The sequence below is a fragment of the Collinsella aerofaciens genome, assembly GCF_039752775.1.
Taxonomy (GTDB): Bacteria; Actinomycetota; Coriobacteriia; order Coriobacteriales; family Coriobacteriaceae; genus Collinsella; species Collinsella aerofaciens_R.
In genome coordinates this window covers 1-13,800 of the sequence record NZ_JBDMGT010000047.1, presented here as the reverse complement: position 1 = coordinate 13,800, position 13,800 = coordinate 1, and the positions used below count along the sequence as shown (strand labels likewise).

Annotated in this window: 1 protein-coding gene and 1 other RNA gene; both read left to right on the top strand. The window is 61.6% G+C overall.

From position 1 onward, the window contains the following. Positions 1-189: 189 nt before the first annotated feature. A complete protein-coding gene (locus ABHR63_RS09580) occupies positions 190-13,548 on the top strand; it encodes a Spy0128 family protein (RefSeq protein ID WP_346965988.1) in 13,359 nt (4,452 codons plus the stop codon). Between the two features lie 94 nt (positions 13,549-13,642). Then, positions 13,643-13,738, top strand: an RNA gene (gene ffs, locus ABHR63_RS09575) — signal recognition particle sRNA small type. Positions 13,739-13,800 lie beyond the last annotated feature (62 nt).

The following is a 13,800-nucleotide window of genomic DNA, read 5'->3' as shown; positions in this document are numbered from 1 at the left end:
GCTTGCCCGTATCGTAGGCAATGCGCCGAATGCTCGCCATCGAAATTTATCGGTGGCCCACTTCAGACTGTAATGGGGCGTATATTTGCATCGATGGGGACGACACACATATATAGCGAGTCGCTGCTTGCCGTCCTCATGGATTTGGGGAGGGCCTTCATGAATCGCGTGTGTGCGAGAGCTCGAGAAATGCTAAAGCCTTTTGGCAAGAAAACCAATACCGCAAAGCGTGTCCTGAGGGTTTTGGCCGTCCCGCTGGCGGCGTGCGCGCTCATGTTTGGCGCGACGAGTGCGTCGGCTGCCGTGAGCGACCATACCGTGCAGACGGTGAATCCCACCGGCACCACGGTCAATCTGTTCGACTACTGGGTTGTCGATGGCGATAACGATAGCTCGAAGAACGTAAACAACGACAACAAGAATGACAACACCGGCATCAATAAAGACCATCAGCTCAAGTTCAATGGTGGTGCCGGCACGGGCATTAACAAGTGGACGGGTAGAAGCAATATCAACGGTTTTGGACGTCTTTCATTTGTAAAGAACATGCTGGTAAATGGCTATCCGGCAATCAACAATGGCACCCACACCTCCCAAGGCCAGGGTGTTAACTACACCGATGAGTCGCTGGCCTATCTCTTTAACAATGACAGCCAAGCAAATGGCAAGCAGAACGGTAAGGCCGTTTACAACAACGTACAGGGTCTCTTCCAACTTGAGAATGGCTATTACGTTTACGACTCGTATGGTTCTGATGGCAACTATGCCGTGTACAACTCCACAACGAACTCTTTTAACGTCTATGACTCCGCGGGCGTATATAAGGGAAGTGCTGATAGCGAAACCAATCTAGGCCAATTCTTTCCCTTTGACTCGGCTGACAATGTTTTCGACGAACAGGGCAATAAGCTCTCGCCCAAAAAGATCGTTGACGGAAGCACGAACCTTAACCACCACTTTGGCATGTCCATGACCACGGAGTTTGTCCAGCCTAACGGTGGCAAGACCACCAAAGGCGAGGATATGGTCTTTGAGTTCTCGGGTGACGACGACGTCTGGGTGTACATCGATGGCGTACTCGTGGGCGATCTGGGTGGCATTCACGAGAAGGCGACGCTCAAGATCAACTTCGCCACCGGTGGCGTGCATGTCGGTCATGTTGACAATGCAAATGATCCCGAAAAGACAATTCAAGACACCACCATTAAGGCGATGTTCCAAGCTGCCGGCGCAGATACTTCAAACAGAAGATTCTCCGGCAACACCTTCCTCAACAGCTCCAAGCACACGCTGAGCTTCTTCTATCTGGAGCGCGGCGCGGGCGCATCGAATATGTCGCTTAAGTTCAATCTCACCACGCTGCCGTCGTCCGAGGTCGAGAAGGTCGATCAGAACGGTGAGGCAGTCCAGGACGCCAAGTTTGCGCTGTATCAGTCGGATGCCAGCTGGAAGACGCAGGGCGATCCCATCGCTCAAGGTACGACGGACGATAAGGGTCGGCTGGTGCTTCTGAAGTCGGACGACGGCTCCGTCCTTTCATTTGATAACCAGCATGCTGATGGACATAACTACTTTGTACTCAAAGAGACAGGCCTGCCCGCGGGATATCGCTCGAGTCTGACCTCATCGACCAATGCAACGCCAGGTGAGCTGCACCTGCAGTACAAGGCCGCGGCAAGTGGCACGGGTGGCGTGGTGGTTGCGCCGCAAACAACGGTCACAACAGCCAACAACGAACAATGGACGGGCAGCCGCATGTGGCTGAACGGCGGCTATCTGGCCGCTAAGGAGACCATTTCCCTTAGCAAAGAGACAAAAGACAATAAGGATAAACCCATTAGCTCGGGTACGACCTTTGCCGTGGTGCTCAAGCGCACCGATGAAACTAAGAAAGACACGGACGAAAAAGCGTGGACGGCGGTTACGGGCAACCCGCTCAATGGCTATAAGCTGTGTTCCAAACACGGTATTGAGGGCGCGGTCGAGGCTGCCAAATCGGCAGATACGAGCGTCTTTGGCGTCAACACCAAGGGCGACTATGAGGTAACGGTCAGGTCGCTGCCTGGCGATATCGAGAAGTACGCCGCCATGATGACGGACAAGTCGAAGGCGGAATATACCGTGGCGGTGTATCACACCACGGCATCGTCTCTGGCGGGGGCAACCAAAGACAACACCTCTATGGTCAAATATCAAACGATAAACAGGCAGTTCTCTACGGTGATTCACCTCACCAACGTCCAGAATCGTCTGTTTGTGCAGAAGGTTGACGACCTGGGCAAGCCCGTGAACGGCGCGACGTTTGAGCTGTACAAAGCCGAGGACGTTATCGGCGATAGTCCCAGCACGTATGCCATTAAATCGGGTGCCGAGCCGTATGACACCGTGCAGGCAAACGGCATGACCTATCCGTATGACATTGAGGGTGCTGCATGCTTCCCGCTCGATTCGGCAAAGCATGCGCCCCTTATCAAGGGCACGTACTACCTGCGTGAGTCTGTAAGTCCAGATGGCCATGAGATCAACAACACCATCACCAAGGTAATCGTGGACGATTCGGGTGTGTATGTGGATGCCGGCGAGGAAGGCGACGGCGTGCTCAGTATGAGCGGTCCGGGTTCGCTGATTGCTTCTCTGGCGCAGTTTGGCTCTCCCGATTCCATCGACAACACGCTTACGCACATTAAGGGCAAGCTGCAGAGTGCAACTGGCTCAGATGCCAGCGAAAACCTAACATGGGGCCAGACAAGTACCGCCAAGGGTGTGACGCCTTCTCTTGCGGGCAACTGGATGCATATGCGCTATGACAAGACGATGCAAGGCGCCAAGACCATCCTGCGCTATGTCGAGGACGGTGGCGAGCGCAACGGTAAGCTGGCGACGATCTTTGCCGATACGGGCATCAACCGCATGGCGCTTTATCAAGACGATGATGCCACCAATGGCACCGATCTGGGCACGCTTCAGCTCAATCATCTCTTTACCACGGCAACGGCCGTGCAGTATACCGATCGTCGCGTGGCACGCCTGCAAGTGACTAAGACCGTGACGGCGGACAGTGGCCTTACCGCGCCCACCAAGGATGCGAACGGCAGCGATCTGACGTTTACGTTTAAGTTCACCCTGCCGGAGTCCCAGAAGGGCTACGAGGCGCACGTGTTCGATGCGAGTGGCAAAGCTGTGGGCAAATCTTTCACGCTCAAGAACGGCGACACCCATTCCATCAAGGCCGGCGAGACCATCCGCGTATACGACCTTAAGCAGGGCGACAAGTATAGCGTGAGCGAGCTCACCACCAAGGGTGAGGAGTCCAGCGGCAACGTGCTGGCGAGCATCGTTAACACTGTTACCGGCTCTGCTGACGAGTCGGTGCTTCCGGCCGGCTTTAGCCTCGTGAAACGTAAGGTCGGTGGCGAGGAGCAGTCGGGAACTGGCAACACCATCGAGGGCAAGATTGTCGCGCTTGCGGGCGGACAGATTCCCGCTGAAAACACGCTTGAGTTCACCAACAACTACAGCGCCAACCGCGTAACACTTGAGGCCAAAAACGGTCTGAGCGCCAAGAAGGTGCTCGAAGGTCGCGATTGGGCCGATGGCGATTCCTTTACCGCGCAGCTTACAGCCGACGACGGCGTTCCTATGCCCGGCGGTGCCAAGAGCAAGGTGGCGACGGTCGAGCTCACCAACGACCAGCCGGCGACGTTTGGCGATATTACCTATACCAAGCCAGGCACGTACACCTATACCATCAAGGAGGTTATCCCCGGCTCCGATGCCGGTGCGGACGGCATAAGCTATTCTGCTGCCGTCTATACCGCGACAGTCGTGGTGGAGGATAACCATGCCGGTGCTCTGGCCGTTGCGAGCGTGAAGGTGGTGCAGGAGTGCGACGACGCGGGTGCCGACACCAAGACGGATGTTGCCGGTAAGGTTGCAACCTTCACCAACCACTACGATACACACGAAGCGAAGATCACCATCCATGCTCAAAAGATCCTGACCGACAACGCCGGGAGTTTCCCGCTTTCCCAGAACGCCTTTAGCTTTACGCTCGAGGGCGTTGGCGGCTATGCGGACGTCAACGCTGTGTTCAGTCCCAATACGGTCGATGCGAGCGTGACGGCTCCCATGCCCGAGGGTGCCGAGGACAATACCGTGACCGTGGGCAACAACGCTGACGGTACGGTGGCATGGCCGGCGATCTCCTATACCGTCAAGGCGGATGCGGGACGCGCCTACGTGTACAAGTTCGCTGAGAATCTCGGTAGCATTAAGAAGGGCATGGACTACGACAAGTCGGTCTATTACGCCGTGGTGCGCAACGCCGAGAAGGGTGCCGGCATCCAGACTTCGATCGAGTACTACAAGGTTGTAAAGGACGGCTCGGTAAAGCAGCTGGACACGAATGTCACGCCCTCCTTTACCAATATATATAGCGTGGAGCCCACGAGCGCGACCCTGCAGGGCCAAAAGACTGTGAGCGGTCGCGACTGGAACCAGGGCGAACGCTATACCTTTAACCTCACCGCTGCTGCGGACGATGCCAACGCAACTGGTTTGAACAAAACCACTGCACAGGCGGTGAAGGATGGGGTTGTTGCCGTTAACGCCAACCAGGCAGTCGCCAGCACGCCCGAGTCGGGACGCGTGGCATCGTTCGCCTTTGGCACCGAAGCCGCCCCGAACGTGACGTTCAACCGCGCGGGCACCTTTAGCTTCAACATCACCGAGAAAGCTGAGCAGGATGGCCAGGCGGGCATGTCCATGGACAAGCACACCGCACGCGCGACCGTTGTAGTGACCGATCTGGACGAGTCGGGCAACCACACGGGCAAGCTGCGCGTGTCGAGCGTCTACGCCAACACCGGCGCCTCCGATGCGGACAAGGCCGTAACTGACAAGGCCGCCTTTACCAACGCATACCATGCATCGGGCACCTTTGATGGCGTGACGGTGAGCAAGACTCTTGAGGGTCGCGCCTCTACCGCGGGCCAGTTTACCTTTGCCGTGACGGGCCTTTGGTACAACGGCGTTCAGACGTCGGTCGATGGCTCCGAGGCCAGCCTGTCCAATAAGGTGGCAGGGGCCGGCGTGTCCGGCGCTGTGGTGAGCGCAAGCGGGGAAGAGAAGCTCTTTGCCCGCAAGCTCACGGAACAGGACCTTGGCCGTACATTTGCCTACCGCATTCACGAGAACCAGCCTGCTGCTGTCGGCTACACCTATGACACCGGCTACACTGGTGACGCTATCGTGCTCGTCAAGGTTCTTGCACACAAGGACGACCCCGCTAAGCTCTACACCGTGACGACCGTGCTCAAGGGTGCGGGTGTGACGGAGCTGCTGGGCGACGGCGCCGACGCGAGCGCGCTGACGGACGAAAAGATCGTCCAGCTCAAGCAAGATTCGACTACCTACGTGCAGCAGTACGATGCAAGTGAGGCCGGCGCCACAACGCCTACTGTCTCGTTTGTGAACCGTTACGCGGCAAGTCTCGACTATGGCGCCGATGGCGGTTTGCAGATCGAGAAGACGTTGACGTATCCCAAGGACGCGACCATTTTTGGCTCGCCTAAGAGCACGTTCCGTTATATCGTCAAGCCTGCTGACGAGACATCTGCCAGCAAGGTTGGCATTTCCACGAATGGCAAGGTCTTTGAGACCGCAAATGTCGAGGCCGACGCCCCCAAGACCGTGAGTTTGATACCTGCGGGTGGGTTGACCTTCACTCAGGATGATGCCGGCAAGACGTTCACCTATACGGTGAGTGAGATTGACGACAAGGCGACGGGCTATACGTACGACAAGACGGTCCATACGGTTAAGACTGTCGTAGCGGATAACGGCGACGGTACGCTTAGAGTCACGACAGCGGTAAGCAAGCAGGTCGATGGCAAGGACGAGCTCGAGGGCCAGTGGATCTATCCGTCGGGTGCAACGTCCACCGGTGTCGCGACGGTCAAATTCAAGAACACCTATACGGTCACCGAGGCGGCAACCTACACCCCGTCCGTGACGAAGGTGGTTGCCGGTGCCGATGCTCCGGGCAAGTTCACCTTTGCTATGACCGCGGCTGACGATGCTACCAAGACTGCCATCGATGGCAAGCTCATCACCGGATCTTCGATGGGTGCGGACAACGGCTATGTCGAGAAAAAGCAAACGAAGGAGGGCCTCAAGGACGGGGAGCACTATCAGGTTAACTTCTCGAAGCTCACCTTCAACAAGCCGGGCACGTATAAGTTCGCTATGAACGAGCTGGCCCCGAATGGCGGTCTCGGCGAGTGGACGTATGACGCGCATACCTATAACCTGACCATCACTGTAACCGATGAGGGCGGCAAGCTTGTGGCCCGCGCCGATGGCGCGACCGGCTCGGAAGGCTTCATCTTCACCAATAGTTACCAAACTTCAACGAGCTACGAGCTCCAGGGTGGTCTGGAGATCGTCAAGACGCTCAACGGGCACGACCTGCATGCCGGCATGTTTGGCTTCACGGTGACAGGCGAAGATACCGCCTCAACCGAAAAGCTCAAGACGCTGCTGCGCGCGGATGAGGGTAAGCTCACCGTTAAGAACGATGAGCCGCAAACCGATGGCACGTCCCATACCGGTGTTTTGGGCGGCCTGACCTTTGCGACGAAAGATGCGGGTAAGACGTTTACCTACAAGGTTGTCGAGAATGACGGCGGCAAGGGCGGCTATACATACGACTTCACCTATTGGAAGGTAGAGATTGCGGTTAAGAAACGCGATAACGGTTCGCTCTATACCGTGACCACGGCCAAGCACTATGACGCCAAGAACGTCGAGCTTTCCGCTGATGCGAAGTTTAGCTCCGAGAGCGGTACCGCCAAGGCCCAGGTGTCCTTTACCAACAGCTACATCGCGAAAGGAACCTTTGAGGGCCTTGCCGCCGAGAAGGTAATGGACTCCCGCGACAAGATCGAGGCTGGCCAGTATACGTTTGACCTGTATGCCGAGAAGGCCGATGGCTCGCTCGAAAAGATGGATGAGGGCACGACTCAGGCGGACGAGGACGGTACCGCTACGGTCGACTTTGGTAAGGTTAACTTTAAGCTTGGCGATGCTACCGGCGGAACTCATGAGCAGACGATTGACCTTGCCGGCGCCGTCAACGATGGCATTGCCACCAAGCGTCACAATGCCGACCACACCACCACCTACAGCTTTAACCTGGTGGCAAAGGAGCGCATGGCCAACCTGCCCGAGGGTGTGCGTCCCGTGGATACGTCTGCGACGTGCCGAGTTCTGCTCGAGGTGACCGACCACAACGACGGCAATCTGACGTCCAAGGTGACCTATCGCGATGGTACCGAGAAGGGTAAGATCGTTTTCCATAATACGCGCGATAAGGTCAAGACGATCGGCACGGTCGCGAAGCCCGATGTGGACATCGACGGGCAGCTGCTCTCCGTGGGCGACTCCTACGTCTACACCATTAACTGGGTCAACACCGAGGCCGATGCCTTCGTGACCGTGAACGACGAGCTACCCACTGGCGTTGTGTTCGAGGCCTTTGAGGGCGAGTATGCCGATAAAGGCGCTGCGAGCGGTCAGTTGCTTACCTGGAACCTGGGTAAGCAGCCCGCGGGCAGCCACGGTTCGGTGCGCGTGCGCGTCAAGATTACTGAGGACGCTGTGAAGGACGCCCAAAGCGCTGTCGGCACCATCAATAACACTGCCACCGTTTGGGTTGGCAACAAGAGCTATACCGGCGCCACGACGAACTTCGTGCCCAAGAAGTCCGAGAGCGATGCCCAGGATTCGAATGAGTCGGGTGTGGCGCTGGGCGATGAGCTCACCTACACCATCGGCTACAAGAACACCGAGGGCGCGTCTGCCACGGTGACGATCACCGATGCCGTTCCCGCGGGAACCGAGTTCGTGGAGTTCGCCGGCGACCATAAGGATGCCGGCTCCAAGGACAATGACGGCAACCTCACCTGGACATTGAAGGACGTTCCCGCCGGCAAGGAGGGCACGGTTCAGTTTAAGGTCCGCGTGACCGAGGACGCGTTTAAGAGCGGTGGCGCTTCGGGCGACATCTCCAACCAGGCGTCGGTGGCGGTCGGCAACAACCCTGCCGTCAAGACCAACACCACTACCGATCAGGTTTCTGACGGGCGCCTGACGTTGAGCAAGGCGGTCACGGCCACCGAAGGCATCACCGCTCCCAACAAGGCATTTACCTTTAAGGTGCTGCTCTACCAGGCCGATGGCACAACGCCTCTGGCCGGCACCTTTGCGTTCGCCGGTCGCCCCGGCGGCACCAATGGCACTTATGTAAGTGGACAGATCAAGAGCAGTGACACCATCGCGCTTAAGGCCGGCGGCTCCGTGACGGTTACCTTGCCTGCGGGTGCTCACTACGAGGTGCAGGAGCTCGATTCCAAGGGTGAGCTCATGACGAGCGAGGACGGCTTTGCGGTTGTCGATAAGGCGAACCCCCAGAAGGGTACCGTCGGACAGGCGACGCAGGCGGGCTTCACCAACGTCTACAGCGTGGAGTCCACGAAGGTGGAAAACGCTTTTAAGGTGCAAAAGAAGATCTTCGGACGCAACTGGATGACATCGGATGCCTTTACCATGACGCTGACTGCCCAGGGCGAGGCACCCATGCCCAAGGGCGCCAAGGACGGCGTGTCGACGATTGAGCTGCACAAGGATGCCCAGGTCGGCAACTTCGGTGCTATCGAGTACACCAAGCCCGGTACCTATACCTATATGATTACCGAACAGTCGGGTGACGAGGCGGCACTCACGTTCTCGAAGGCCACCTATCGTGCCACCGTCACGGTGACCGACAACGGCGCCGGTAAGCTGCTTGCCAAGACCAAGATTGCACAGCTGACCGACGATGCGGGCGACGCTGCTGAGCGCACGGTCGAGGTGGCGGTCTTTACCAACACCGCCAAGACCGGCAGCCTCACCGTCAAGAAGACGGTCGTCGGCGGCGACAGCCAGCTCGAGTTCGGCTTCACGGTCGCGCTGGCCGACGGGGACGGCGAGCCCGTCTCCGGCACCTTCGGCAAGGGCGAGCACGCCGTGACGTTCACGGACGGCAAGGCGACCTTCACGCTCAAGGACGGCGGGGAGAAGACCGTCGCCGGCCTGCCCGTGGGCGCGTGCTACACCGTGACCGAGGACGCCGCCGAGGGCTACACGACCACGGTCAACGGGGCTGACGGCTCCAAGGCCGAAGGCGCCGTGACCGAGGACGGCGCGACCGTCGCGTTCACCAACACCGTGAAGATGGGCGAGCTCGACGTCTCCAAGACCGTCGTGGCGCGCGAGGGCCTGGCGGTCGACGCGGGCAAGACATTTGAGTTTGCGGTCGAGGCCACCGATGCCGCGGGCCACGGCGTGTCCGGCGCCTACGGTGACGCGACGTTCAAGGACGGCGAGGCGACCCTCAAGCTCAAGGACGGCCAGACGGCGAGGATCACGGGGCTGCCCGCGGGGACCGCCTACACGGTGACCGAACGTGCCGCCGATGGCTACAAGGCCGCGGTGAACGGAGCCGAGGGATCCAAGGCCGAGGGCTCCATCGCGGCAGGCCAGGTCTCCTCCGCCGCCTTCACCAACACCTTCGACCCCGCCCCCGCCACGGCGTCCGTCCCCGAGCTCACCAAGGTGCTCGCAGGCGGCCGCAAGCCCGGCCTCCGGGAGGGGGAATTCACCTTTGCGCTCTCCCTCACCGACGGCGCGGGCAATGTGCTCGAAGGCTACCCGATCGAGGCGAAGAATAACAAGGACGGCAAGGTTTCCTTTGGCGAGCTCAGCTTCGCCAATCTGGGTACCTACCACGCGACCGTGACCGAGAAAGCAAACGGCGATGTCCTGATTGAGGACGATGCGCATGCCTACACCTTCGACATCACGGTGACTCAGGCCGGCGCCGGCCTTAAGGCCGAGATCTCCAACGAGCGGGGCAAGAAGACTTTCACCAACACCTTCACGCCGCACGACAACACAAAGGCCGTCACCAAGGCGGACGCCTCGGGCGCCAAGGTCGATGTGGGTGGCAAGCCGGTGGGCGTGGGCGATACCCTCACCTATACCATCGGCTGGGCCAATAACAGCGTCGACGACAGGGGCGCCGCGCGGGCGGCCGACGTGACGGTGACCGATGCCCTGCCCAAGGGCGTTGACTACGTCGAGGGCTCTGCCGACGGCGCCGCCTACGATGCCGCGACGCGCACCCTTACCTGGTCGCTCGGCGAGCAGGCTGCGGGCGCCACGGGCACGCTCAGCTTTGACGTGAAGGTCTCCGCCGAAGCTGCCGTGGTCGATGACATCTCCAACACCGCCACGGTCAAGGTGGGGGAGAACGAATCCCAGACCACGACGACCCATAATAAGGTATCCTGCGAGGGCAGCCTCACCGTCAAGAAGACGGTCGTCGGCGGCGACAGCCAGCGCGAGTTCGGCTTTGCGGTCACGCTGACCGACGGGGACGGCGAGCCCGTCCCCGGCACCTTCGGCAAGGGCGAGCACGCCGTGACGTTCGCGGACGGCAAGGCGACCCTCACGCTCAAGGACGGCGGGGAGAAGGTCATCACCGGCCTGCCCGTGGGCGCGCACTACGCCGTGACCGAGGACGCCGCCGAGGGCTACACGACCGCGGTCAACGGGGCCGACGGCTCCAAGGCCGAAGGCGCCGTGACCGAGGACGGCGCGACCGTCGCGTTCACCAACACGTACGGAACGGCCACCGAGGGCAGAGACGTCTCCACCGCGGGGCTCTTCACCAAGACGCTCAAGGGCCGCGACTGGGCGGAGGGCGACAGCTTCCAGTTCACGCTTACGGGCGAGGGCGGCGCCCCCATGCCCGAGGGGTCTGCCGACGGCTCCAAGACCGTTAGCGTGACGGCCGCCGCCGGCACCAAGGCGGGCGATAGGGTCGCCTTCGACTTCGGCTCCATCCGCTACACGCTCGACGACATCAAGGACGCCGGGTTCGCCGAGGTCGGCGGCAAGCGCGTGCGCGCCAAGACCTTCACCTACACGGTGCGCGAGGTCAGGCCCGATGACGGCTCCGCCATCGCCGGCGTGGACTACGACGGCCACGCCGCCACGATGACGGTGACCGTGACCGACGACGGCTCCGGCAACCTCACGGCCACGACGCCCGCGATCGCGCAGGCGAGCGGCGGCGACTTCGTCAACACCTACACGACCGAGCTCGACTACTCGGCCCGCGCGGGCGTGCGCCTGTCCAAGACGCTCTCCGGCCGCGCCATGGAGGCGGGGCAGTTCGCCTTCACCGTGACCGCGGACGCCGAGACGGCCGCCAAGCTCGGCCTCAAGACCGACAAGGATGCCTACGCCGTGGCCGCTGCCGATGACGGAGAGGCCGACCTGATCGACCTCGTCGGCGGTGCCGCGGGCAGCGACGTGAAGTTCACCGACGCCGACGCGGGCAAGACCTACAGCTTCACCGTCACCGAGACCAAACTCGGCGGCGAGGGCTACGCCAACGACACCGCGCCGCGCACGGTGACCATCGCGCCCGCCTACGATGCCGCGACGGGCAAGCTCACGGTCACGACCACAGTTGCCAAGGACGGTGTCGAGGTCGCACGCAGCGAGGTCTCCACGGCAGATGACGCCACGGCGGCGCCCGCGCCCGTGACGGTCGCGTTCCAGAACTCCTACGAGGCCACCGGCGCGCTCGGCGGCGAGGGCAGCGTTGCAATTAACGCCACCAAGACGCTGACGGGCCGCGCCGCGGCGGCGGGCGAGTTCTCGTTCTCCGTCCGTGACGCCCAGGGTAATGTGGCCGCGACCGCGTCCAACCGGGCCTCCGGCGACGGCGAGGCCGCGGGGCTCGCGTTCTCGCCCATCGCCTACACCACCGGCTCGCTCGAGCAGATGGTGGCGGACGGCACCGCCACCAGGGCCGACGACGGATCCTGGTCCATCCCCTATACCGTTTCCGAGGACACAGCGGCGCTGCCCGCCGGCGTGACGGCGGCCGCGTCGAGCTTCGGCATCACCGTCAAGGTGACCGATAACGGCAAGGGCGGGCTGGATGTGGCCGTGGCCTACCCCGAGGGCTCCGACGGCACGCTGTCGTTCGTGAACGGCTATAGCGCCGGCGAGGCGACGGTCGACCTCGCGGGCACCAAGACGCTGGCGATCAGCCAGGCCGGGCTCGGCCTGGCGCAGGCCGACATCGCGGGCAAGTACACCTTTAAGATTGAGCCGCTGGACGGCGCGCCCGCACCGGTCGACGCCTCCGGCAAGACGGTGACCGAGGCGACCAACGACGCCGCCGGCAACGTCGAGCTGGGCCTTGTCACGTTTAAGCAGCCGAGCGACCTCGACGACGCCGAGATCGACGGCGGCGGCCTGCGCACCAAGACGTTTGCCTACCGGGTGAGCGAGTCCGGTTCGGTCAACGGCGTGGTCAATGACGCGACGGCGACCAGGACCTTCACGGTCAGGGTGGTCGAGGACACCAACGCGGGCACGCTCGCCGCGGAGGTCCTGCCCGCAGAGGGCACGCCCGAGGGTAAGGGTGCGTTCGAGTTCACCAACACCTACGGCGTGAATCCGACGCCGAGCTCCGTCACCGACCAGATCAAGGTGAGCAAGAAGCTCAAGGGCCGTGACCTGGCTGAGGGCGAGTTCGAGTTCCAGCTGGTCGAGATCGCCGCCGACGGCAGCGAGAACGTCGCGGCGACGGGCAAGAACGCCGCCGACGGCACGGTCGCGCTCAGCCCCGTCACCTACACCGCGCCCGGCACGCACGGCTACGAGCTGCGCGAGGTCGCCGGCACGGCGGGCGGCGTGACGTACGACAAGACGACGTACCGCGTGCGCACGACGGTCACCGATGCCGGTAACGGCACGCTCGCCGTCAAGCACGAGCTCATGGATGCCGAGGGCAATGCCGCGAACGACACCTCGGCGACCTTCACCAACGGCTACAAGGCCGCACCCGTCACCCTCAAGCTGGGCGCCGCCAAGGTGCTCAAGGGCGCCGAGCTCAAGGCGGGCCAGTTTAGCTTTGAGCTCAAGAGCCGGGACGGCAAGGTCATGTCGACCGCCAAGAACGCCGCGGACGGCAGCGTCACGTTCGATGCGCTGACGTTCAAGCAGGCCGGCACCTACACCTTCACGGTGAGCGAGGTCGACGACGGCCAGGCGCACGTGACCTACGACAAGGCGGTGCGCAAGATCGTCGTCACGGTGGGCGACGAGGCGGCAGACGGCACCAAGACGGGCTACCTGTCGGCGAAGGTCTCCTACGAGGGCGACGCCAACGTGCCGCCGGTCTTCACCAACAGCTACGCCGAGAATCCCGGGACCCCCGGCACCCCCGAGAACCCCGGCACGCCGGGCGGCGGCTCGGACGGCGGTTCCGATAGCGGTTCCGGCGGCAGGTCCGGCGACGGCTCCAAGGGCGGTATGCCCGACACCGGCGACCGCAGCCTGCCGGTTGAGGCGCTCGGCGCCATGGCCGGCATCGGCGCGCTGGCCGTCGCGGGCGGCGCGGTCCTGTACCGCAGGCGCCGCTAGCGATGTGCACGAGTGGGGCGAATCCATCCGATGGGTTCGCCCCACTTGCCGTGGCGGGCGGGAGCAGGTAAGATATACCGAGCGCCTAGCGCGTTCGATGGGTTCGGATGACGACATGTTCCGAATCTGGTCAGGTCCGGAAGGAAGCAGCCATAAGGAGCCTCTGTCGGGCATCCGAATCCATCGAGTGCGCAGGCGCTTTTTGGTGCCGCGGCTACCCGCGAGTGCCGGCAGGGCGCTTGGTAGTCGAGC

What these genes read in the sequence shown, in the direction of transcription:
- ABHR63_RS09580 (WP_346965988.1), top strand. Translation starts at nt 190, where the DNA reads ATGCTAAAGCCTTTTGGCAAGAAAACCAATACCGCAAAGCGTGTCCTG.